Here is a 24,913-nt window from a genome sequence, read left to right on the forward strand (position 1 = left end):
TTCATAGGGTTCTATGTCTTTAAATCCGGCGGCAGTAAACATTTCTGTAATTTGTTTTATAATATCTTCCCGCATTTTATATTCATTTTCTTTAAACTCAACATCAAAGTCTAACTGTGGTAATCCCCATTGGTCTTTTTCAGTGTCACTGAGGGTAACTCTGTTGTCATGGTAAGGCAGCATCTCACCAAATCCGGTAGCGCCTATTTCCCAGCTTCCGGGTTTTAAAATGGCTTCTTTTAAATCTTTTCCATAATTCAGTTCTGCAACTGATAAGGTCCAGTCTTCTCTGCTTGCCCCTCCCTGGTAGCCAAAACCCCTCAGGTATTCTTTTTTTGAAGTCTTTGAATCCAAATTCACAAATCGGGGTATGTAAAAACCATTAGGGCGCCTGCCCTTGTAAAATTTATCCAGATACCCTTCTACCTTGGCAGAAGCGCCTAATTGATAGTGATGGTCCATTATGTTTCTGCCCAATTGGTCATGATTATTGCCAATACCATTGGGAAAACGCTCAGATTTCGATTGTAGCAGGATTCCCACAGAGGCCATTGAAGAAGCACATAAAAATATCACCTTTGCTTCAAATTCATGCTTTTCATGAGTCTCTCTGTCAATAACCCGGACTCCTGTGGCTTTTTTGGTATTATCGTCGTAAATAATTTCATGAACGATAGAATTTGGCCGCAATGTCATTTTTCCAGTTCGCTCTGCTGCGGGAAGCGTAGAAGAATTACTACTGAAATATCCTCCGAAAGGACATCCGCGCCAACATCTGTTTCTATACTGACAGGGCGTTCTTCCTTCTATATTGCCTTCTTTATCTGTAATATTTGCTACACGCCCTATAGTGAGTAATCGACCATCATCAAACTTATCAGATAATACATTTTTTAAGTCCTCTTCCGGGCACATAAGGTCCATCGGGGGATGAAATTTACCATCAGGCAGATGTCTTAAACCCAGTTTTTCTCCACTAACCCCTATATACTCTTCCACTTTATCATACCAAGGAGCGATATCCTTATATCGTACTGGCCAGTCTACCCCAATGTTTTCTTTTAGGTTGGCTTCGAAGTCAAGATCACTCCATCGATAACTCTGACGGCCCCATGTTAATGATCGTCCTCCTACATGGTAACCTCGAATCCAGTCAAAACGTTTTGTCTCCACATAAGGGTGCTCCAAATCGTTCACAAAAAAATGTTTTACATCTTCTTTAGGTGCCCAATTTACTCTTCGTTGCTTGTGGTATTTTTTCTGGTCTTCTCTGGATAGTTCATTGTTGTTAGGAAGATCCCATGTATCCATATTCATTGTAGGATAATCTTCAATATGCTTTACCATACGTCCTCGTTCGAGAACCAGGGTTTTCAGCCCATTTTCACATAATTCCTTGGCAGCCCATCCACCACTTATTCCGGTGCCTACAACTATGGCGTCATATTTCTCCTTCTGATTCATGCTATATTGTTATTTTAATTCTGATGTAATTGCTATATTTAACACTTCCCAAGTGAAGAAATAAAAGTTGAATTTTTACCCATTAAATATAGGATTTAATTCTTAAAACGTAACAAAATACAAATTTGATTAACTAAGCAGAACTGTATCATGAAAACAATTAAAGGACCCGCCGTTTTTTTAGCCCAATTCGTAGATAGTAAAGCCCCGTTTAATTCGCTTGATGGCATGTGCAAATGGGCATCTGACTTAGGGTATAAAGGGATTCAAATACCCACTTGGGAAAACTTTTTAATTGATTTGGACAAGGCAGCTGAAAGTCAGACCTATTGCGATGAATTAAAGGGGACCATCAACTCTTACGGATTGGAGATCACTGAACTATCTACTCACCTGCAAGGACAGCTGGTGGCTGTTAACCCGGCTTATGACCTTATGTTTGATAATTTTGCTCCTGATGCCGTAAAAAATAATCCGAAAGCACGCACGGAATGGGCAATTGATGTTGTTAAAAAAGCCGCTACGGCAAGCAGAAGATTGGGAATAAGTGCACATGCCACATTTTCCGGAGCGTTATTATGGCACACATGGCATCCATGGCCCCAGAGGCCACCCGGCTTGGTAGAAATGGGCTTTGAAGAACTGGCAAAAAGATGGCTGCCAATATTGAATCATTATGACGAGGAAGGGGTTGATGTATGTTATGAAATTCATCCTGGAGAAGACCTTCATGACGGGGATACATTTGAGCGGTTCCTGAAGGCAACAGGAAATCATAAGCGGGTAAACATACTTTATGACCCCAGCCATTTTGTTTTACAACAATTAGATTATATTACTTATATAGACCATTATCATGAATTTATTAAATCTTTTCATGTTAAGGATTCTGAATTTAACCCCACTGGCAAAAAAGGAGCTTTTGGTGGTTATAATGACTGGGGCGACCGTGCAGGTCGGTACCGTTCCCTTGGAGACGGACAGATCGATTTCAAAACGATTTTTTCAAAACTAACCCAATACGGTTGTGATGTGTGGGCTGTGATGGAATGGGAATGCTGTATTAAAAGCCCGGAACAAGGAGCCCGTGAAGGAGCTATCTTTATTCAGGATCATATCATTGAAGCTACCGAAAAAACATTCGATGATTTTGCAGGGGGTGCCATTGATAAAGAAATACTCAAAAAAATCTTGGGAATCTAAACAATACAACTATGAAAAATATAATGAGTATTATGTTATTTGCCGGCCTTTTAATCGGTTGTAAGGAAAAATCAAAGAATCAGGATACGGAAAATACCGTCTCATCCAATATTGAATCCACCATGAACACTAGTGAAGAAAACGAATGGACCGTCCTTTTTGACGGGACTTCCTTTGATGGCTGGCATGTTTATCCAGGAAAGGAAGTGCCAGATGCATGGAAATTGGAAGATGGGGCTATGAGGTTACGAACAGAAGAAGCCAGAACAGATGGCAACAGGTTTAATCTGGTGACGGATAAAGAATATACAGATTTTGTATTATCGATAGAATGGATGGTTACAGAAGGAGCAAACAGTGGTATCATGTGGGGCGTTTTTGAAGATCCTAAACACTTGGAACCATACTATACAGGACCTGAAATTCAAGTTTTAGATAATATAAATCACCCTGATGCCAAAAACGGAACAACACACCAGGCAGGCGCTCTTTACGATATGATTGCACCGTCTGAGGATGTTGTTAAACCAATTGGAGAGTGGAATACTTATGAGATTACAATTAATCATAAGACCAATGAAGGGATTGTAGTACTCAATGGAACAAAAATCGTGGAGTTCCCGGTCACCGGAGAAGGATGGGATACCATGGTGGCCAATTCCAAATTTGCGGACTGGCAGGATTTTGGAAAATACCAAACGGGGAAGATCGCATTGCAGGATCATGGCGAAGTGATAAGTATAGGATATAGAAATATTAAGATAAAAGAACTGTAACCATGAATCGATACTATTTGTTGTCAGTTATACTTTTAATAATAGGTTGTAAACAGGGATCTCAGGATACGCCCATGCTTCATGAAGATACTTCTGATGAGGTAATAGTTTATAAGGAATACATGGGGGAAGAACCTACAGAACCTGAACAGACGGAATTCTATGAACCCGTTCCACCCATAGTAAACCCAACAGGAAATAACGGTGCCCCAAGCGATGCTATTGTTCTTTTTGATGGTAGCGATTTTGAAAAATGGGAGATGGTAAATGATAGCTCTTCCGTGGTTTGGCATCTGAATGATGACGGTAGTATGACGGTAAAAGATTTAGCAGGTAATATACAGACCAAACAGAAATTTGGGGACGTACAGTTACATATTGAATGGAGTTCTCCTGCGGAGGTGCAAAGGGATGGCCAGAATAGGGGGAATAGCGGAATATTTTTATCAGGCCTGTATGAAGTTCAGGTTTTAGATAATAATGATAATGACACTTATGTAAATGGCCAGGTGGCTTCTATTTACAAACAACACGTTCCGTTAGCGAAAGCTTCGGTGCCTACCGGAGAATGGAATACCTATGATATTATTTATCACGCACCTGAGTTTAATTCAGAAGGGGGTAAAATAAAATCCGGTAATATAACAATAATCCACAATGGAGTGCTCGTACAAGATCATGTGGAAATTAAAGGAACAACTCCTTATATAGGATGGCCGAAAAACCCACCTCATGGCAAAGGACCTTTGATGCTTCAGGATCATGGCGATAATAGCCGTGTTAGCTATAGAAATATATGGATTAGGGAATTATAGTAAAATTCCCCGGGAGCCAAAAATTCACTTTGAGATTTTAGTACCTTTACGAAAATTAAAGACAATTTATGATCCAATCCATGACAGGGTTCGGGAAGCATATGGTGCAGCTTCCATCTAAAAAGATCACCATCGAATTAAAATCCCTAAACAGTAAAAGCTTGGATATCAATGCCCGTATGCCTTCGGCCTATCGGGAAAAAGAATTGCAGCTGAGAAAGACTATTGCAAGCTCATTGATCAGAGGGAAAATAGATTTTGGTTTATATGTGGAAATGACCGGAAACGAAACTTCATCAGTAGTAAATGAGGCAGTGCTCAGACAATATATGGAACAGCTTAAGTCAATCGCAGATGGGGAAGACATAAGGTTAATGGAAATGGCACTAAGATTACCGGATGCTCTTAAAACCGATCGGGAGGATATTGATGAGTCCGAATATAAGATCATACAGGATACCTTGGATAATGCTTTAAAAGAGATAAATGATTTTCGAACCGAAGAAGGTGTAGTACTTGAAAAAGATTTTATAGAGAGAATCTCTTCCATTAAGAACCTGTTAAAAGACGTGGTTCAAATGGACCCGGATAGGCTGGCCACAATTCGCGAGCGATTAGAAAAAGCCGTAGAAGATTTAAAGACCGAAGTAGACGCTAACCGATTTGAACAGGAACTGATTTATTACCTGGAAAAATATGATATTACGGAAGAGAAAGTGCGATTGGATAACCATTTAGATTATTTTATTGAGACCATGAAATCTGCCGATTCCAATGGAAAAAAACTGGGTTTTATCAGCCAGGAAATTGGACGAGAAATCAATACTATAGGATCTAAGGCCAATTTTGCGCCCATGCAACAGTTAGTTGTACAAATGAAGGATGAGTTGGAAAAGGTTAAGGAACAAATGCTCAATGTACTTTAATGAAGGGAGGTAAACTTATTATTTTTGCAGCTCCCTCGGGAAGCGGTAAAACAACGATAGTGGAACATTTATTGAAGCAGGAGGAGCTAAATCTGGCATTTTCCGTTTCCGCTACTTCAAGGCCAAGAAGAGGGAAAGAAAAACATGGGGTAAATTATTATTTTATGTCCACTAATGAATTTAAGGGACATATAAAAAATGATGATTTTTTGGAATGGGAGGAAGTCTACAGAGATAATTTTTATGGGACGTTAAAAAGTGAAGTTGAGCGCTTGTGGTCAGAAGGCAAAAATGTAATATTTGACATTGATGTTGCAGGGGGCTTGCGTATCAAAAAAAAATATCCCAATAAAACGCTGTCAGTATTTGTAAAACCACCAAGTGTAGACGAATTAAAGATCAGACTAAAAAAGCGAAGTACTGAGAGTGATGATAAGATTAATATGCGTATTGCAAAAGCTTCTGTGGAATTGGCTACTGCTCCGCAATTTGATAAAGTGATTAAAAACTACGATTTGGATACCGCACTAGATGAGGCACATGAGTTGGTTGCAAATTTTATTGGGGTAGAGAGAAAATAGTTCTTAAAGCGGACGAGCCTCTTCATGCCTGAGACAAATTCTATTGAAATATTATAATGGGTATAGGATATAGCAATTCTTTATGAAAAAAATTGGTCTGTATTTTGGGACATTTAACCCTATTCATATCGGGCATTTGGTAATTGCCAATTATTTGGTAGAGTTTTCTGATTTGGATGAAGTGTGGTTTGTGATTACTCCGCAGAGTCCGTTTAAGGCAAAAAAGACACTACTGGATAATAACCATCGCTATCAAATGGTATTTGAAGCTGTAAAGGATTATCCCAAACTAAAGGCAAGCCTAATTGAATTTGATTTACCGCAACCAAATTATACCATAAATACCTTGGTTCATTTAGAAGACAAATATGGAAAAGACAACCAGTTTTGCCTTATAATGGGCGAGGATAATCTGAAAGGATTCCATAAGTGGAAGAATTATGAGGTGATATTGGAAAATTATGATATTTACGTTTATCCGCGTATTTCGGATGGTTCTTCGGATCGCCAATTTAGGGGACATCCAAGAGTACATTGGGTAAATGCTCCTGTTATGGAAATCTCGTCCACATTTATTCGCAAACAACACAAGTTGGGTAAAAATATAAGGGCGATGCTGCCAGATGCGGTATGGACTTATTTGGATGAGATGAATTTTTATAGATAGAACAATGACTTAAAAAGGCCCGGTACTTAATACACCAGGCCCTTCCAAATTAGCAACATCAGGGGTAAACTTTAACTGTTAATGAAGCAAAAATTATAGAAATTCTCCTTCTTCACTCATCATCACCTTCATTGTTTTTTCCCCATTTTGTAATTTAATCTTATAGTTTTTTAAGGCACCTTTTCTATCCTCATATCTAATTCGGTAAACATCCTCGACAATTTCCCAATTAGGGAATCTGTCCTGAAGTGCTTTACTTACAGCATCTGGCAATTGAATGTCTTTGAATTTTTCAATGGTTCTTAGAATTTTACCATCAGGATCATAAACTGCCACTAATTTCCCATCGGGAATTGCAAAAGAGACTGAGTAATAATCATAATTGTCCTGATAATAATCCTTGGTAGTTACATCATAAGCAGCGGCTTTGCGCTCCAGCATTTTAACAGGCACTGCGGCTTCTTTGTTATCTGTTGTGCTTAAATACTTGTAATTTACGGCTTCAACTACAACTTCTGATAGTTCTTCTAATTTGACTTCTTGAGCATATGCAATGCCCGTTATACCGATAGCCAATAGACTGATAATTAATTTTTTCATGATATTCGATTTTAGATGTTAATATATAATCATTTTATTTTTGGTTGTATTGGAAGAAAGTTATGCTTCCTCATACTTTCTTAAAATCATTTGGATCGGTTAGAATTTAATCTGGTATTGGATTAACTAAAGGAACCAGGTATAATAACAGGTATAATAAAAGGTTCTGCCTCTAGTCGGGACAGAACCTTTTTATTTTAGTCTTGAAGCTACCTATTAATAGTAACTGCAATCGGATTTAGTTGAGCTGCTTCCTAAAGAAACTCACCATCTTCGTTCATCTTAACCCTCATTGTTCTTTCCCCATTCTGTAATTTGAGCTTATATTGTTTTTTAGCGCCCATTTTATCTGTATAAGTAACCCGATAAACATCGCTTACTATATCCCAGTTTGGGAAACGCTCTAACAATGCTTTAGAAACAGCGTCTGGTAATTTAATGTCATTGAATTTTTCAATAGTTCTTAAAATTTTACCATCAGCATCATAAGCTGCTACTATTTTACCGTCGGGAATATAGAATTCCACAGTATAATAATCATAATCATCCTGATAATAATCTTTAGTGGTTACATCATAAGCGGCAACTTTACGCTGTAGCATTTGAACAGGTACTGCAGCCACTTTATTATCTGTTTGATTTAAATATTTGTAGTTCACAGCTGTAACTACAACTTCAGATAGTTCTTCCACTTTGGTAATTTGTGAATATACCTGGCTAGTTAGGCCAATAACCAATAAACTAAGAATAAATTTTTTCATAATTCCAGATTTTAGATGTTGATAAAATTTACGCTTTGTAGCGTAACTCTGGTTAAAAGTAAAAAAGACAATATTCTTATGAAATGATCTTGGTCAGTTCAATTATTAGGATCAAATAAAGTAACCTGATACGAATAATCCATTAAAATCCCGTTAATCTCCACATCTTTAAGGAAAATAGTATAGAACGTATCCGTTGTAATATTGCTATTAATATTTTCAGGTATCCAAACAATAGTGTGGTCCCCGTAAGAATTGCTTAATGACTCGATTTGAAGGTTTATATTGTTGTCATCTTTATCCAGCATGGAAATTGTGGTGGCAGAAAAATCAGCTTCTGCTATAGAGAATGACCATCTTGGAAAAACTAGCCTATTCGGAATATATCCCTCAGGTGGCCAGGAGACAAATTCAGGAGCGTCAGACGGTGGGTTACCTGAATTTCCCAATACCCATATAGCATTGGATCTGTTTGTGTTTCCAATGCCTATTTCTTGTAATCGAGGCCATAACAACCATCTCCTATGGCCAACAGGGCCATTATCTGCTCCCTGGTCTCGAATATAGGAATCAATAGCCTCCGCATTTTTGGTCATAGTCAAAAGAGAATTCCCTGCACCATCTTTACCTTCATTGGTGTAACACTTCCATGATGAAGGTGGGTCGTGGTCTAGCTGATCATTGGCATTCATAATTAAAGCCGCCAACTGGGCTTTATCGCTTTTCGACATGTTCTCCGAAATTATATTATTTAAACCTACTACTTTTCTGTAGTAATCCAGACGCTGCAGTATTTTGGCCTTCGTGGGTTCCGGAACGATTCCGGGGTCACAGGAAGGCTCATCACCTGTCCATGCAATCTCTGAACCGGTAGTCTGAGAAGCTAGGTAATAATTCAAATAAAGATTCTTTGCTTCTAACCGGGCAACATTGTCAATTGGTATTTCTTGCCCGGGTTCTATCTGTTGGATATCATCTTGCTCAGATGTTTCGTTGCTGCATGAAGCAATCAGGATTAGAAAGCTTATCACAAATAGGAAATAGCAGGCCGGTAAAGAAGATGGTAATTTCATAGTAATGACTTATTGCTTCCCAAATAACGCAGTCACTACCAAAATGGTATTTATTTTTCGATGAATGGATCAGGCATGCATCTTAGTCTGTTAATGCAGATGTTTTGGTAAGTGTATCCGTACCTAAATATTTGTCATCTTTATTGTAGTACCACGCCCTTATTTTTGGCATTTTAATCCCGTTAATTTCTTCCAGACCATTAAGAATTATGTATTCACCATCATTTTTTTCTTCATCGTGGTAAAACTGATAGACTTCGAGGGCATAAGTTGCAGGATCAAAATAGAAATACCAGGTATCTTTTCCTACAGCCTCATCATAGGTAACCCTAAGCACATCATAAATTTTGCCCTTAAATGTTTTCCTGTATACTTTTCGATCTAACAGGGTTCCCGGATCTTTTAACTTCATTGGCAGCCCGTATAAATAGGTGTAATAGTTCCTCATAGTTTGAGTCCGGTCGCATGTTAATCTATGTTTCGCAATTTCATCCTCCGAAACTGTTTCAGAACCATTGAGCAGAAGTTTACAAACCCCCTTATTTATAATTTGCTCTATAGTTGTGTTGTCTTTTTTGGTCACTAACTTAAAATAGTGTTTAGGCAGATCCATGGTTATCTCACTTAACCTATCACTACTATTAGGGGTCTTCATGGTAATGAATAGTTGCCCTTTAAAATCAGCCCAATTCCCTTGTGGATCGTGATAGGCTATCGCTTTGTTAAGCAATTGATTAGGCGCAAGGTCCTGCCCAAATAGGCTATTAATAATCAAAGCGGAAAATAACAGGAAGAAAGCTTTTGTCATGATTTAATTATTTTCTTATTACAAAGAATTACAATATCCTAAATTTACTTAGAATTAACTATCTGTTTGCTTAAATTTAAAAAAACAGACAACCTGTAGATACATGGAATACGGCTTTACAGATATTTTACAATTGATTGGCTCCCTGGGGTTATTCCTCTTTGGGATGAAAGTAATGAGTGATGCCTTGTTACGGCTGGCAGGGAATAAAATGCGGTCTATTCTTGCAACCATGACTTCTAACCGGTTTTTAGGTATAGCTACCGGGTTTCTTATTACTTCAGTAATACAATCATCCTCCGCCACGACACTTATGGTGGTAAGCTTTTCAAATGCATCTTTACTAACCTTGCCGGAAGCCATAAGCGTGATCATGGGTGCTAATATAGGTACTACCATTACCGCATGGCTGATTACGCTCCTTGGTTTTAAGGTAAGTATGAGCGCCATAGCTTTACCTTTGGTTGGCTTTGGCTTTTTGTTTACGTTTTCAAAGAAGGATAATACTAAAAATTGGGGAGGATTTATTATAGGATTTGCAATTCTGTTTATAGGATTACAATTTTTAAAGGACGCCATGCCCAATATTGATGAGAATCCGCAAATTCTTGAATTTCTTAAGCAGTATACTAATGCCGGGTTTTGGTCTGTGCTTCTTTTTTTATTAATTGGTACAATTCTCACCCTGATCATTCAGTCTTCCAGCGCTACTATGGCGCTTACCTTAATAATGACAGCACAGGGCTGGATTCCATTTGAGTTGGCTGCCGCTATGGTATTGGGAGAGAATATTGGCACCACTATTACGGCCAATATTGCGGCCATTGTGGCCAATTACCAGGCAAAAAGGACAGCAAGGGCCCATCTTATTTTTAATATTTTAGGTGTAATCTGGATGCTGGCTTTGTTTTACCCATTTTTAAGGATGATAAGTTGGATGGTGCAGGAATTGGGGTCTTCATCTCCCTTTGTAAGCGCCGCAGCTATACCGGTTGCTATTTCCTTGTTCCATACTTTTTTTAATATTCTGAATACATTTATTTTGGTTTGGTTTATTAAGCCTATATCCCGACTTGTAGAAAAAATGGTCCCTGAAATAATTACTCCGGAAAGGGCAATTGAGGTGCCAAAGTTTTTGGAGCGAAAAATGTTGAAGTATCCGGAGACAGCTATAGCGACTTTGTATAAAGAAACCGATTACCTATACAGGAACGCCGTTTTTGAAATTGTTACTCATGCGTTGAATATTCATCGTGAGGATATTTTGTCTGATATAAAAGCAAAAAAAGTAGTAAAAAAATCTGTGGAAGATTTTGAGACGGATGTTAGGGCCTTATATCTGTCTAAGGTGAAGACTATTTACGGCGAAATTATTAAATACGCTACCCTTGCTCAAAGTACATTAAAGCTAACTGAAACCCAGAATAGACGAATTATGCAGATTAAACTGGCCAACAGGAAGATGGTAGAAATCATTCGTGACGTTGGTGAATTAAACCGGAATGTTTCAAAATATTTGGAATCTGAAAACAGTTATATAAAAAAGAGATATGATAATTATAGAAAGATAGTAATATCGGGATTAAGGGTTATTTTTTTGTATAAAGATGAAATGAAAAAAGAGGAATTTCAGCAGGAATTAATCATTTTAAGTAATAAGGTTGAAAATAGTTTAGAAAATGAAAGTGTTGAAATAGATAAATTAATTAGAGAAGATCTTATTACAACAGATATGGCATCATCCCTGGTTAATGATCATGACAATGTGCAAGTGTTGATAGAGAAACTAATAGAGGTTGCACAAATTTTATATGTTTCCGCAGATCCATTATTTAATGACATACAAGAAGAAACCAGCTCGATCGATAATGCTGCTTAATTGGGTCAACATACTTTTTATTTTGGTTTAGATATGCATCGTGCATCATGTTCTTTGTATTATAAATGTGATTATTAGGAAATCAGGCACACAATTATAACAGTCCGCTTGTACAATAATTAAGTTCACATAAAGTATATGAAATTAATATGAACAAGGTCAACTTTTAAGAATAAACCGGCTATTTTGGCTTTTAAAGGTAATTTTCAGATCATTCGATAGCTGCCGGCTGAACGTTGCTGTCGTATTCTTGGTAATATATTTCCAATAAATTTATGGTCGCGGTAACCAGGTCTTTGGTCTCAGTTAAAAGATTAAAATACAGGGTGGTATTTTTGGGGCTGGATTCTTCTGTCCTCGTTCTTTTAATTTGTCTAGAAATTTTTTGAGTCAACATATTAAATATATGTTCTTTATGGGTCAACACTTCTCCAATTTTATAGAATGCACGATCTTCAAAAGCATTTTTGGTATTATCAAAAAGTGATTCGATTTCTATATCCAATTCTTTCAATTCCTTAATCTGGCTGTAGGTAAGTTTTTTATGATTATTATTAACATGTTTATGGCTAATCTTTCCGATATATTCAAGGGATTGAGCCATATCCTGAAGATAGTCCAAAATACTTAAATAAAAATTACTGGCTCCAATATTATGCTCATCCAGATTCTTGATAAAATAGAATATATTATCCCTTAGATCATCTATTTCAGCTGAAAGCTTGAGAACTTGTTTTTTACTCTTCTTTAGCAATTCCAAATCATGTCTTGCTAAACCATCTATGGCATTTGTATATATTTTGTTACTCCGTTTTAAAACATTGGTTATATTATCTGCGCTTTCCTGGATTACCCCCTGAATGGAACTGCTTTCAGCTCTTCTAAGACCATATTCTAACTTTGCCATTCTGTTTTTTCTCCTATGATTCACATAATTTCTAATGAGTATAATTGCAGCAAATAATAATAAAAATCCAACAGAAACAATCCCTCCAAAATGAATTATTATTGCCACCAAGGCCGCTGCCGTAAATGCACTAATTGCCGTTAGAAACCAGCCAGCAATTACATTAAATACACCTGCAACCCTATACACAGCACTTTCGCTTCCCCATGCACGATCAGCCAGTGAAGTTCCCATAGCTACCATAAAGGTCACATAAGTAGTGGATAGGGGCAATTTCATTGAAGTAGCAATAGAAATCAAAACACTTGCTACCATAAGATTCACAGCTGCACGAACTAAGTCAAAAGCTGGTAAGTCCTGACTTTTGTTTTTTACTGAATAATCATAGGATTGTGCGAATTGCTGATCTACTTTTTTTCGCCAACTTTCGGGAAAAATGCCATTTAAATTATCAAAAGCCTTAATAGAATATTTAACCACCTGCCTTGACAGGAAGTTTGGTTGAAACTTTTCTTCACCTTCATACTGTCTTGAGAGGTCAACACTTGTTTTTACGACATTCCTTGCTTTTGTAGAAAACCATAGTGTAATTACCATAATGATTCCCGATAGAAGCAAGAGTATTACAGGAGTTTGAACTGCACTGGATAAACTGTCCATAGTATATTCTGACGCTGGAATTCCAGTTCCCTGCCAATCCTGGTAAGATTGAAGTGCAGCAATGGGGACTCCAATGAAATTTACCAAATCATTTCCCGCAAAAGCCATGGCCAGTGCAAATGTACCCACAACAATAATTACCGTGTAAATATTCCATTTAAAGACACCCGTAATAATACGTGATAGAATTGACCAAAAAATTAAATTTGCCAGTATGAATAATTCAGGTTGCTGGGAAACATAACCTGTGATCACACCTCCAAAAAGGTTAGCGCTCTGAAGTCCTTTTATGAGTATAAAATATACGATGGCCGTTAAAGCAATCCCGCCAAAAATGGCTCCTCTCCATTTAGGTTTGTCTTCAAATTTAAAAGTAATCAGTAGTCGGGTAACAAACTGTATTAGGGCGCCAATCGTAAAAGCAACTATAACAGATAAAATAATACCAAATATAATCTCCGTGGCCTTTTCCGTATTTATATATATGCCCAAATCTGAGAAATTTCCATCAACTGCCCATATTTTGAGAAGGGATATAGCCACAGCAGCTCCTAATAATTCAAATACGATGGAAACTGTAGTTGATGTAGGCATGCCCAGTGTATTAAAGAAATCCAATAATAGGATATCGGTAATCATAACTGCCATAAATATTATTATAATTTCAGCAAAGACGAATTCTCCCGGGTTGAAGATACCCTTTCGCGCTACTTCCATCATTCCACTTGAAGACATTGCACCAAATGCAATACCAACACTAGCTACTATCATAATAGTTTTAAAAGAGATGGCTTTGGATCCAATAGCTGAATTGAGAAAATTTACAGCATCATTACTAACCCCTACTATAAGATCTGCAATGGCCAGGACGACCAATGCTATTATCATTATCAAGTAAATATCATTCATTATGGGCTAGAAGAGTTAATTGGCAAATATCCTAAGTATGTATTTTTGGGGTGTTATCTTAAGGTTATTATTTATATTAAAAATGGAGCTGCACCTTTATTACATATAATATAACATCCATTCCCAAGTCTATTGCAAAGTAAATATAATCTTTTGAAGTTTTAATTTGTTGCCAATAAGATACACAAATAGACCTAAAAAAGATGGTTTTTAGTATTCATGTCTCTCATTTTCCGATTAGAATTTATGGATATATGCTCTTTGCGATTTTTAATTTGATTATTCCAGGCTATTAGTTAGACCTTATCTACCTTCCTTAATCAGCTCGCAAATGTAAGTAAATACAAAATATTTATTAATATGTTGCATGGAAAGTAAGCTCGTAAAATACTATAAATCAATATGTTTCGTTATCTATGTAAATTTAATGTTAAGTAATAGTTGATTTAAGGTTAAAAATATTTAACTTTGTACAGTAATAAATTACAAAAAGGGAGAAATCATGAAGAAAATAATTATTTTATTAGTGCTGGCATTTACCACAGTATTGGTCTATGGGCAGGAAAACAAAGTACAGAAACTAAATAAAGAGACCAACTTAATAGAAGTTACCGACTATCATGATAATGGTATAATCAGCCAGGAAGGGACTTTTAATTTAAAGGGGCAATTGCATGGTGAATGGATTAGTTATGACACTTTAGGAAATAAGATTTCTCAGGGCAGTTATGAAAATGGAGATAAGTCCGGTAAATGGCTTTTTTGGTCCAATAATACAATGAAGGAGGTTGAATACAGTAATAATCAAATTGCCAGTATTAACGGAGTAAAGAATTCCACAAGACTAGCTGGTAATAATTAAATTAATAACACTACTAGTTGTAATAAAAGATCCCGCTAAAAGCGGGATCTTTTATTTTAATACCAAAAAGTAATTTTTACTTACCCTTAAGTTGTTCAGAATTGGCAGTAATGTATGCAGGTTCTTCTGATGCTCTTTGCATACTGGCAATATCTTCTAGACTTATTTTTTTGGCTTCGATTTCTTTGATCACCTGGGTGGTCTTGTTTTCCTCAATAATGATAGGTATTTCTATGGTTTTATATCCCAAATAACTGACTAATAAGGTGTAATTCCCGGGATCAATACTGGTAATTTCAAAATTTCCATGAAAATTAGTCTGAATACTTATAGGTGTATTTTTGATTTGTACATGGGCAAATAACATGGGTTCATTATTCATCTCTTTGTCGAGAATAGTACCCACAACAGAGCCCTGTTGCTGTGAAAACAGCAGTGCTGTAAAGAGAAGAGAAAATACCAAGGCTAAATTTTTCATCTATGGTCTTGTTTGTACTGCAAAGGAAAGACGTCAATGTAAAGCTAAGGTTACCCGTATATTAAAGTTTGGTAACAAAAAGGTTATGAAAAAGCGGGATATTGCTCAATAATCATTACCCTAAAGTATTCCCTTTTCCAAAAAATGTATATCCTTTTGAACAAGGGCCACAGGGATAGCGAAAAATTGCCGAATATTACCAAAATAAAAGCCCGGAATTTCCGGGCTTTATATCAAAAAAGTTTTTTTGGATTAGTTGACACCCACTGTCCAACCTGTACCCCAGGCAGAAACATCTGTACCTGTACCGTTACCATCGCCTGAAATAAAATCTGCTTCAGTGAAAGTATACCCGGTATCATTCTTTAGTTTGGTGGTTACGTTATTAAAAGTAACATCGATAACACCAAGATTTCCGTCCAGTACACCCTGACCGGTAGGATTATCTCCAGTATCTCCGTCACAATCAAAACCTTCGTCAAAATCATTGAGAACTACATTGGTGAATATTCCCTGAGTACCAGCCCTAAGCCGTATTGCCTCACTGGCATCATTAGCACCAACAACAGTTACATTAGTTACATTTGGAGCTGAATAATACCCACCTTCGTTGCTAAAGTCTGTATTATATCCATCACACTCAAAGGCTTTATCATGTGACACACCGTGTTGTATATAAACATCGGTTAGTGTTCCGGTATAACCTTCGGTCCAATCCATAGAATCATCTTCTGCATTGACAATAACTATATGACTTGCATTTACGGTTCCACCGAAAAACTCTATGCCGTCGTCAGATCCTTCATAAATCTCAACATAGTCTATGGTAGTGCCATTTCCAACCGCATATAAAGACAAGCCATTTAGTTCCGCATTTCCGTCAATAGCTCCACCAGCATATTCAATTCTTAGATATTGAATGTTACCAGAATTATCTGTTGGAGTATTGCCCCCATAAGATAAACCTCCTACCTCTGAAGTTGCAGTATCTTCTGAACCATCTGCAGTAGAATTGATAGGTGCCTTCCCACAAATGACAAGTCCACCCCAATCCCCAGAAGAAGGACTGCTGGCGTTAGATGTCATTATTATTGGGTTACTGGCTGTGCCTAACGCATTTATTTGAGCTCCTTGTTGTATAGCTATATAGGCATTTACCCCAACAGGCTGTGCTTTAATAGTAATACCGGCAGGGATAGTCAAAGTAGTTCCATCTGCCATTAGAACCGGTCCGGTTATAACATAGTCAATTTCGGAATCCAGCACAAGATTTTCTGTATAGACACCACTCAAATTAACCGTATTATCTCCGGGATCAGTGCCTTCGCCACCTGATATGTTATTAATAACACTGTTATCATTTATAACAATATCCGGGGTATTGTCCTTCTCGCAAGCAAATATTAATGCGGCGGTTATACCTAATACTAAAAATTTGTTTTTCATTGTTTTAAGATTAAATAGAATTAAAATTTATATTTGAGGGTTAGCCCAATGTTAACCCCAAGGGTATACTCTCTTATTATAACATCACCTACCCCCGTATTTTCTCTGATTAAAGAAATTTCAGGATCCAGGAGATTCATTGCGGAAAGATTTGCTTCAAAGTGTTCGCCAATTTCGTTTTTCCAAACAAAATTTAATGTAGGGACTGATCTTTCTACAATATTGCCCAAACTTCCGGCCCCTAAGGAAAAGATCCTATCGGAAAAATAAGAAAACACGACGGTGGCTTTAGGTTTATAATTACCAAAAACCGGACTAAAATTAAGATCGGTATTTATAATAAATGGAGACGCTCCTTCTAACTCATCAGAATCTCTGTCAAAAGAGGTTCCGAAGGTGTTTTCGGATCCTGCCGGAATGTCTTTTAAATCTTGCTTAGTACTTGTATAAGCGGCATTGAGGCCAAAAGACAATACAGGGATATCATCGGTGTTAGATAACAGATTTTTGCGAAATTCAACTTCTACTCCGTAAATGTCTGCCTGCTCTCCGGTCCTGAAATAGCGTTGTGTGCCGGTTGCGTCTGCCGCAACAACCCTGTTTACGGGATTTTTAATAGTTTTTGAGAAAGCTGCTAACGAGATAATTTCACCCCGTTCTAAAAACCACTCGTATTTTAAGTCAAAATTGTATACATCGGAATAGGTTGGCCCCTGACCATTCAATCCACCTAATAGATCCGGATTACCGCCTATTCTTTGAGTTACAGATTCGTAAACAAATGGAGCAACTTCTTTAAATTCAGGAAAAGATGCGGTTTTACTGAAGGCAAATCGCAAATTGGAATCATCATTTAAGGCATAGCGGACATTCAAACTAGGTAAATAGATATTTTCATAAACATTCCTATAACCAGGATCATCCGGCCTGATGTTAATAACATCATATTCCACATTTTGTGAAAAAGATTCAACTCTGAAACCTGGAACCAAAGACCATTTTTCTCCCAGGCTTAATTCTGCAGAGGCATATACTCCATGAATATCAAGATTTCCGGTATACGTATTTTCTGGTAATCCCGGCCTGTTTTTATTACCTATTTTATCGTTAATTGGGTTAAGAACAATTAAATCATATAATCCTGATCCTTCAGGGATATTAATGTTTGAAACATTAAAAATGGAGTTAAAATTATTGACATCGGTTACAGGTGTATTGTCCCGGTCCACTATTTCATAGCCATATCTTATACTGCTAAACCTACGTTCCTTGGTTCTGCCGTTATATCCAAAATTTAATTTTACTTTCTCAGATAGTTTATACCCCAGATTAATGTAACTATTTAGTTCATCATCTTTTATGCTTTGAAAGAACCTCTGATTGTCAAAAGGGATATTTGTGTAAAAAACAGGGTTTGTATTGTTGTCGCCATCTAAAGCGAATTGATAATTTTCAAGGGTGATTCGTTTTCTATCGGGTTCATCTGAAAATACATTGTTATATCCTATACCCCAACCCAGCGTAATTTTATCATCAAAATTGTGAATACCGGTAAGTTGATTTACAAAAATCATGTCCTGATTAAACTGGGCATTCATAACGTAAAACCCCTCATCGGTATTTAATATTGCATCCCTGTTTCTGCCAAGGCCATTTATTCCGTAGTAACCAACTGCATCAACAGAATTATTGATAAATAATGAACTTAATTTAACAACATGATTAGTATTTATTCTATAACCAATGTTCGCCAATGCGGTAGTTGTGGTATTATAGGAATATTCCCGAACATTAGGGAAGTCGGTTTTAAGAACATTGGTATAATCTCGTGCAGGACCTTCCAATAATTCATAACCATTTTTAAAAGAAGTAGCTCCAAAAAGGCTCAATCGGGACTCTTTTCCAAAAGAAAAGGAATAACCTCCTTCAATTGCTCCGGAAATGTTTATTGGATCCCATGCGGCTTGTGGATCTACCCCATGGGCCAGGACAATGGCGAATGGATCATTGCTATAACGATTATAGAATCCGTAATTGCTGGGCCCTTCACTCCGTACAAAATTTTCACCGGCTGCATTTGAATTTAAACCACTACCCAGTGAAACTTCTAAATAACCATTGCCGGTGTAATCTTTAGAATCGATATTAACATTTCCTGCTGCAAAATCTCCATAAAATGTGGAGCCATAAGCCTTGCTAACCGATACATTCTCTATAATACTTGACCCAAAGATATCAAGATCAATATTCTTTTTATTAACGTCATTAGAAGGTAATGAAAGTCCGTTCATAGTAGTGTTTTGGTATCTGTCGCCAAGACCTCTTACATAAACATTACTGGATCCTTGCTGCTTGGATATCCCTGAAATTTGAGATACAGCTGCCGCTGCATTATCAATTCCCTTAAGTTTCAGCGCTTCTGCACTTATGGCCTCCTGAATGACAAGCGCCTTTTTTTGTTCAAGCAACAATGCTATTTCTGAATCCTTACTTGTCGATACGGTAATTACTACCTCATCCAATGAAACACTGCCTGCACCAAGTGCCGTATTAATTTCAGTAACTTTACCGCTCTCGACCACTACATTAGGAATTTCCAGCGTTTCATAACCCAAAAAACTGAATACCAAGGTATACTCCCCGGGAGTTACCCCAGTAATTTCATACAGGCCATCGAAGTCAGAAGTGGTCCCTTTAGTTGTATTTTTTATTAGAACATTGGCAAACGCGAGAGGCTCATTATTTACCTCTTTATCTGTAAGCTTACCTATTATACTTCCAGCTTCCTGGGAATGAACCATAAAGTGGGTAAAAATAAGTAGTGCAATAAAAACTTGTTTCATCAATTTGATTTACGTTTTCAGATGCAAAGAACGCTATGAGTTGTAAAAGTCCTGTTACCTGCAGGTTAAACATTTATTTTGTTAAGGTTACCTTAAGGTTAGCAGATTAAGGAAACGTTAAGACGCATTGTTCCTGTTAATTAATTCACTGAAAAATGGATTATTTAGGTATTTATTGACCTTTAAAAAAATGTATCTTGCCAGCTTAACCTTAGACATATGAACTGGGAACAACTCCTTTCTTTAAGACGATTCGGAGACACACATAAAAGACTTCGAAATGAGCAAAACGAGACCCGCTTAGGATTTGAAGTTGATTATGACAGGGTCATCTTTTCGGCAGCTTTCAGGAGTCTGCAAGACAAAACTCAGGTAATTCCGCTTTCTAAAACCGATTTCGTTCATACCCGTTTAACCCATAGCCTGGAAGTTTCAGTGGTTGGGCGCAGCCTGGGAAGGATTGCTGGTGAAAAGCTACTAAAAAAGCACCCATTTTTAAAGGAAACCCATGGGTATAAATTTGGAGATTTCGGGGCCATAGTAGCTGCGGCCGCTCTAGCCCATGATATTGGGAATCCACCATTTGGTCATAGCGGAGAAAAGGCGATTGGGGAATTCTTTAAACACAGAGAGGGTAAAAAATACCAATCGGTTTTATCTCAAAAAGAGTATCAGGACATTATTGATTTTGAAGGCAATGCAAATGGGTTTAAGTTACTTACAGAATCACGCGAGGGAGTATCAGGCGGACTCCGGCTAAGCTATGGCACGTTGGGAGCCTTTATGAAATATCCGAAGGAATCTCTTCCGAAGAAACCAACAGCTCATATAGCCGCTAAAAAATTTGGATTTTTCCAGTCAGAAAAGGAATTCTTTAAAGAAGTAGCTGAGGAATTGGGCCTTATATGCACAAGTACAGGGACTGATATTTCCTATTCAAGGCATCCTCTGACTTATTTGGTTGAAGCAGCTGATGATATCTGTTATACTATTATTGATTTTGAAGATGGAATAAACCTGGGATTGATCTCAGAAGAATACGCTTTGGAGTACTTGATTAAACTTGTTAAAGACACCATAAATACGAAAAAGTACAATTCATTAACCATTATGGCAGACAGGCTCAGCTATCTAAGGGCTTTAGCAATTAATACACTTATTACTGATGCTGTATCAGTTTTTCTTGAAAATGAAGAGGCGATCATAAAAGGTGAATTTGAGGTCTCACTTCTGGATCGTAGCCGCTATAAGGCCCAAATTGAGGACATTATTCAATTAAGTGTTAACAGAATATATCGCTCTGCGGGAGTTATAGAAAAGGAAATTGCCGGATATAAGATTATCTCTGATATTTTGGAAGTTTATACAAAGGCCCTGGTTGGACAAAAAGAAGGTAAGCCCACGAACTATGATAAGCTTTTAATAGAAACCTTGCCGCATGCCTATAGAAATACAGAAGGTTCAACGTATTCTGTTTTGTTAAATTCCTGTTGTTTTGTAGCTAGTCTATCAGACAGCGCAGCTGTTCATATACATAACAAAATAAGCGGAAAACAACTTTAAAAACTATATGCTAAGCCAATTGCCAAAACCTGTCTGAATTGGATTTTGGGAACCCCAGGATCAATTACATTACCAGTGTCAGAGATTACCTGGTCAAAACGAATATCATCATCGTAAATAACCTGGGTGCCTAAATTGGCCTCAAATAAGTCGTTCACCTTAAATGTAAAATTCAATTCCCAGTCTACATCTATATTACCAAAACGCCTTATATAATCTGTAAAAAGACTTAGACGATGATTCATATTTATATTCGTTGCTATTTCTTTCTCCCAGGTATTTGTTACTAATATCCCGAATTCAATAAATTTAGTTGACCCTTTAGTAACCAGATTACCCTCCTCATCAAATACAGCTCTCCTTACCCCAAAGGCTCCCTGGTTTGCTAGCGTTTGATCAAGGACAAAAGTTGCTTTTACCGTTGTTGGAGATAAATAGAGGTTGAAGTTTTTTCCTTCAGGAACAAAGGAAGGACCCCCACCAAAGAATAGATATCCAGGAGCCATAAATGTGGAGATGGGGTTGTCTCTATCCGGATATTTAAAACCATCAGTAAATTGTGTATTAAATTTAGTGTTAATTGAATAGTACCATTTGCTCAATGTATCCTGGCGATAGCCAAGACTAGAAGTAAGCCTTATTACATCCTCTGTTTTTCTGGGTTCTCTATCTTCCTGAACGTTTATTCCGTATCTGAGGATTGCTTCATTATCCCAGGTAAAGTTTCTGAATTTATAATTTCTTGCAAATTTCAAGTTTCCTATGGCAGAAATAGAATTTTCACCCCCGGCGTTCCAATTAACAAAGGCTACCTCACTTATATTTAATCCCAATTTATTTTCCTTTGACCAAAAGGAAGGGATTACGAAGGGTTTATATGGTTCACTCAGAACTTTAGTGTCATTGAATGAAATAACAGGATTGATAAAGCGTACTCCTCTGGGTACTGCTTTTATTTTGTATTGTGTGGCCCGGATAACAATGGTATCAATTTTTGTAGTATCAACAGCACTGCCCGAAGGAATAGTATTCTGCAGGTACGCATAGGAAGAGGATAATAACAACAATCCGAATAAAATTAATCTTCTTGTCATGCTATAACTCCAATAATTCTAAGATAAGTTTTTTAATGGATTGGTCATCAAGATGTGCCATTTTATGCAATTCTTCTACTGTTCCATGTTCAATGAAAACATCATCTATTCCGCATATTGAAATAGGGATAGGGTTATTTAAAGCGTTTGAAAATTCCAAAATGGCACTTCCAAAGCCCCCAATTTTGCAACCATCTTCTACGGTGATTATCTGCTCATAGGTATCAAAAATAAAGCGTAACATTTTCTCATCCAGAGGCTTGGCAAAACGCATATTATAGTGGCCTATTTTTCCTGGCATATTCAGGTCTTTAATAAGCTTGGAAATAGTGTTCCCGATATGGCCTAAAGATAGTACGGCAATTTTATTTCCTCGGGTCAATTCTTGAGCGACACCAATTTCCATTTTTTGGAAAGGTTGTTTCCAATTAGTGGTAGTAGCACGCCCTCTGGGGTAGCGAATGGCAATTGGCTGTGAAAGGCTATCTTGAATGGTATACATAATATTGCGGAGCTCCGCCTCGTTCAGGGGTGAAAAGATAATGAGATTTGGGATACACCGCAAATAGGCTATATCATAAACTCCATGATGTGTGGCACCATCTTGCCCGACTATTCCCGATCTGTCCAGAAAGAAGGCCACCGGAAGATTCTGTAAAGCAACATCATGAATTACCTGATCGTAAGCCCTTTGTAAAAAGGTAGAATAAATAGCGCAAAATGGCAGTAATCTTTCAGCGGCCATTCCTGCAGCCATAGTAACCGCATGTTGCTCTGCGATACCAACATCAAAAGCCCTTTCCGGAATTTGTTCCATCATAAACTTTAAGGAACTTCCGGTAGGCATGGCAGGAGTAATGCCAATAATCTTATCATTTTTTAATGCGAGTTCTACCAGCGTTTGGCCAAATACATCCTGGTATTTAGGAGGCTTATTTTCGGCCTTCGCGCCTATTAAATCACCGGTTTGTATATTAAATTTACCCGGTGCATGATAGGTAACCTGATTTTCCTCTGCTTTTTTTAAACCTTTACCCTTTGTTGTAATAATATGGAGTAATTTGGGGCCTTTTACGGCTTTCAACCGTTCCAATTCTTTTATCAGAACTTGTATGTCATGACCATCAATGGGCCCTGTATAATCAAAATTCAGGCACTCGAAAATATTCTCATCTTTTGCCGTACCCTTTTTGACATTAGTTAGGTATTTTTTAAGAGCACCTACACTGGGATCTATACCAATGGCATTATCATTGAGGATTATAAGAACATTCGTATTTGTAACACCGGCATGGTTCAATCCTTCAAAAGCCATTCCGCTAGCAATAGAGGCGTCACCAATTACTGCAATATGTTGTCTTTTATTATCTCCTTTTAATTTTGAGGCAAGAGCCATTCCCAGGATCGCAGAAATTGAAGTGGAACTGTGACCAGTTCCAAAGGAATCATACTCACTTTCCTCTCTTTTTGGAAAACCACTTATTCCACCCAGTTGCCTGTTAGTGTGAAAGACTTCTTTACGTCCTGTAATAATTTTATGGCCGTAAGCCTGGTGACCAACATCCCAGATTAATCTGTCAAAAGGCGTATTAAATACATAATGTATTGCCAACGTTAGTTCTACCACACCTAAGCTTGCACCTAAATGTCCTTCTTTGACGGCTACTATATCAATTATAAATTTCCTTAATTCTTTGGCAAGAAGAGGTAATTCATTCGCTTTTATTTTGCGAAGATCAGAAGGATAATTAATAGTATTCAGTAGTTTCATAAGAAGTAGCAAATGTACATTAATTCATTTTTTGTTATAACCACATCTATTCCTAATATTGCAGTATTATGTCTATTGATTTTAAATTTGACGATGCTTATTTTATGAAAAGAGCATTGCAGGAGGCCGCAACTGCTTTTGAGAAAGGTGAAGTTCCAATTGGAGCAATAATTGTTGTGCAGGATAGAATAATTGCCCGGGCGCACAATTTAACCGAGCGACTTAATGATGTAACGGCTCATGCGGAAATGCAAGCAATAACAGCTGCCGCTAACTTTTTAGGAGGAAAATATCTACATAACTGCACTTTATATGTAACTCTGGAACCTTGTCAAATGTGTGCAGGGGCACTTTTTTGGAGTCAAATTCCTAAAATTGTTTTTGGAGCTTATGATCCTCAAAGGGGTTTTTCTGCTTTAGGGGGACAATTACATCCAAAAGCTACCATAACAGGGGGTGTTTTAGAAGAGGAGTGTGCAGAATTACTAAAACAGTTTTTTATTCAGAAACGAAATTTGAATTAGGAGCAAAAAAAATCCCCGATTTTGGATCGGGGATCGTTCAATTCAAAATAAAATATTTTTATCCGATTACTTGCACTTGTGCCGCAACCATGCCCTTTCTTCCTTCTTCTTCTTCGTATTCTACTTTGTCGCCTTCGTTTAATTCCACTCCGTTCAATGCTGTGGCATGAACAAAGATGTCCTTCCCGGTGTCGTCGTTGGTAATGAACCCGTATCCCTTGGATTCATTGAAAAATTTTACAGTTCCTGTCATTAAAATAAGTATTAAAATAAAAAAATTACGATACTAAAGTATGATTTTTT

General features: G+C 37.3%; 22 protein-coding genes. 10 read left to right on the forward strand and 12 right to left on the reverse strand.

Annotated elements, in window-relative coordinates; all coding sequences use genetic code 11:
* Positions 1-1,464 (reverse strand): GMC family oxidoreductase N-terminal domain-containing protein (locus WBM60_RS15445; RefSeq protein WP_424283300.1); only part of this gene is annotated, 1,464 nt, incomplete at its 3' end.
* Between the two features lie 150 nt (positions 1,465-1,614).
* On the opposite strand from WBM60_RS15445, the gene WBM60_RS15450 reads away from it, so the two are divergent.
* The 6 genes from WBM60_RS15450 (at position 1,615) to nadD (ending at position 6,432) form a co-directional block, all read left to right on the forward strand.
* Positions 1,615-2,667: a sugar phosphate isomerase/epimerase family protein gene (locus WBM60_RS15450; RefSeq protein ID WP_424261948.1), complete on the forward strand. Its 1,053-nt coding sequence runs from the start codon at positions 1,615-1,617 to the stop codon at positions 2,665-2,667.
* A gap of 11 nt (positions 2,668-2,678) precedes the next feature.
* Positions 2,679-3,443 carry a 3-keto-disaccharide hydrolase gene (locus WBM60_RS15455; RefSeq protein WP_424278803.1) on the forward strand — a complete coding sequence of 255 codons (765 nt, stop codon included), beginning with the start codon at positions 2,679-2,681 and terminating at the stop codon, positions 3,441-3,443.
* Between the two features lie 2 nt (positions 3,444-3,445).
* The gene (locus tag WBM60_RS15460; protein WP_424261944.1) at positions 3,446-4,258 is read left to right on the forward strand and encodes a 3-keto-disaccharide hydrolase; all 813 of its coding nucleotides are present in this window, start codon (positions 3,446-3,448) and stop codon (positions 4,256-4,258) included.
* 68 nt (positions 4,259-4,326) lie between these two features.
* The gene (locus tag WBM60_RS15465; protein ID WP_424283301.1) at positions 4,327-5,184 is read left to right on the forward strand and encodes a YicC/YloC family endoribonuclease; all 858 of its coding nucleotides are present in this window, start codon (positions 4,327-4,329) and stop codon (positions 5,182-5,184) included.
* Positions 5,184-5,765, forward strand: a complete 582-nt coding sequence (gene gmk, locus WBM60_RS15470; RefSeq protein ID WP_424261940.1) for a guanylate kinase — start codon at positions 5,184-5,186, stop codon at positions 5,763-5,765. The genes WBM60_RS15465 and gmk overlap by 1 nt, the downstream gene beginning before the upstream one ends.
* An 82-nt stretch (positions 5,766-5,847) precedes the next feature.
* Positions 5,848-6,432 carry a nicotinate (nicotinamide) nucleotide adenylyltransferase gene (gene nadD / locus WBM60_RS15475; protein WP_424261938.1) on the forward strand — a complete coding sequence of 195 codons (585 nt, stop codon included), beginning with the start codon at positions 5,848-5,850 and terminating at the stop codon, positions 6,430-6,432.
* Positions 6,433-6,525: 93 nt separating this feature from the next.
* Here nadD and WBM60_RS15480 read toward each other — a convergent pair whose 3' ends face one another.
* The 4 genes from WBM60_RS15480 to WBM60_RS15495 form a co-directional block, all read right to left on the reverse strand.
* Positions 6,526-7,032, reverse strand: a complete 507-nt coding sequence (locus WBM60_RS15480) for a nicotinate-nucleotide adenylyltransferase (RefSeq protein WP_424261936.1) — start codon at positions 7,030-7,032, stop codon at positions 6,526-6,528.
* 254 nt (positions 7,033-7,286) lie between these two features.
* Positions 7,287-7,793 (reverse strand): nicotinate-nucleotide adenylyltransferase, encoded by a 507-nt coding sequence (locus WBM60_RS15485; protein WP_424261934.1) that lies wholly within the window; start codon positions 7,791-7,793, stop codon positions 7,287-7,289.
* Positions 7,794-7,891: 98 nt separating this feature from the next.
* Positions 7,892-8,866, reverse strand: a complete 975-nt coding sequence (locus tag WBM60_RS15490) for a CAP domain-containing protein (RefSeq protein ID WP_424261932.1) — start codon at positions 8,864-8,866, stop codon at positions 7,892-7,894.
* A gap of 82 nt (positions 8,867-8,948) precedes the next feature.
* Entirely contained in the window at positions 8,949-9,674 is a 726-nt protein-coding gene (locus tag WBM60_RS15495; RefSeq protein WP_424261930.1) for a DUF6503 family protein, read from the reverse strand.
* 103 nt (positions 9,675-9,777) lie between these two features.
* Between WBM60_RS15495 and WBM60_RS15500 the strand changes: the two genes are divergently transcribed.
* A complete protein-coding gene (locus WBM60_RS15500) occupies positions 9,778-11,553 on the forward strand; it encodes a Na/Pi cotransporter family protein (protein WP_424261928.1) in 1,776 nt (591 codons plus the stop codon).
* 211 nt (positions 11,554-11,764) lie between these two features.
* Here the strand turns inward: WBM60_RS15500 and WBM60_RS15505 are convergent, their stop codons facing one another.
* Entirely contained in the window at positions 11,765-14,029 is a 2,265-nt protein-coding gene (locus WBM60_RS15505; RefSeq protein WP_424261926.1) for an anion permease, read from the reverse strand.
* Between the two features lie 502 nt (positions 14,030-14,531).
* Between WBM60_RS15505 and WBM60_RS15510 the strand changes: the two genes are divergently transcribed.
* Complete coding sequence (locus tag WBM60_RS15510; RefSeq protein ID WP_424277598.1) at positions 14,532-14,891, forward strand: toxin-antitoxin system YwqK family antitoxin; 360 nt, start codon at positions 14,532-14,534, stop codon at positions 14,889-14,891.
* Between the two features lie 76 nt (positions 14,892-14,967).
* Here the strand turns inward: WBM60_RS15510 and WBM60_RS15515 are convergent, their stop codons facing one another.
* From WBM60_RS15515 to WBM60_RS15525, 3 genes are all read right to left on the reverse strand, one after another.
* The gene (locus tag WBM60_RS15515; RefSeq protein WP_424261922.1) at positions 14,968-15,369 is read right to left on the reverse strand and encodes a carboxypeptidase-like regulatory domain-containing protein; all 402 of its coding nucleotides are present in this window, start codon (positions 15,367-15,369) and stop codon (positions 14,968-14,970) included.
* Between the two features lie 252 nt (positions 15,370-15,621).
* Positions 15,622-16,815, reverse strand: a complete 1,194-nt coding sequence (locus tag WBM60_RS15520) for a multidrug transporter (protein ID WP_424261920.1) — start codon at positions 16,813-16,815, stop codon at positions 15,622-15,624.
* Positions 16,816-16,835: 20 nt separating this feature from the next.
* On the reverse strand, positions 16,836-19,658 hold the full coding sequence (locus WBM60_RS15525) for a TonB-dependent receptor domain-containing protein (protein WP_424261918.1): 2,823 nt from the start codon (positions 19,656-19,658) through the stop codon (positions 16,836-16,838).
* A gap of 219 nt (positions 19,659-19,877) precedes the next feature.
* On the opposite strand from WBM60_RS15525, the gene dgt reads away from it, so the two are divergent.
* Complete coding sequence (gene dgt / locus WBM60_RS15530) at positions 19,878-21,221, forward strand: dGTP triphosphohydrolase (RefSeq protein WP_424276549.1); 1,344 nt, start codon at positions 19,878-19,880, stop codon at positions 21,219-21,221.
* Here the strand turns inward: dgt and WBM60_RS15535 are convergent.
* Together WBM60_RS15535 and WBM60_RS15540 are read right to left on the reverse strand one after the other, a co-directional pair.
* Entirely contained in the window at positions 21,218-22,315 is a 1,098-nt protein-coding gene (locus tag WBM60_RS15535; RefSeq protein ID WP_424261914.1) for a DUF3078 domain-containing protein, read from the reverse strand. The genes dgt and WBM60_RS15535 overlap by 4 nt on opposite strands.
* Position 22,316: 1 nt before the next feature.
* Positions 22,317-24,086, reverse strand: a complete 1,770-nt coding sequence (locus WBM60_RS15540) for a 1-deoxy-D-xylulose-5-phosphate synthase (RefSeq protein ID WP_424276548.1) — start codon at positions 24,084-24,086, stop codon at positions 22,317-22,319.
* A gap of 68 nt (positions 24,087-24,154) precedes the next feature.
* Here WBM60_RS15540 and WBM60_RS15545 point away from each other — a divergent pair, with 68 nt between their 5' ends.
* Complete coding sequence (locus WBM60_RS15545) at positions 24,155-24,610, forward strand: nucleoside deaminase (protein WP_424276547.1); 456 nt, start codon at positions 24,155-24,157, stop codon at positions 24,608-24,610.
* Between the two features lie 58 nt (positions 24,611-24,668).
* Here WBM60_RS15545 and WBM60_RS15550 read toward each other — a convergent pair whose 3' ends face one another.
* Positions 24,669-24,863, reverse strand: coding sequence for a cold-shock protein (locus tag WBM60_RS15550; protein WP_299159973.1), 195 nt, complete (start codon positions 24,861-24,863; stop codon positions 24,669-24,671).
* Positions 24,864-24,913 lie beyond the last annotated feature (50 nt).

The sequence above is a fragment of the Eudoraea sp. genome, assembly GCF_049669105.1.
Lineage (GTDB): Bacteria > Bacteroidota > Bacteroidia > Flavobacteriales > Flavobacteriaceae > Eudoraea.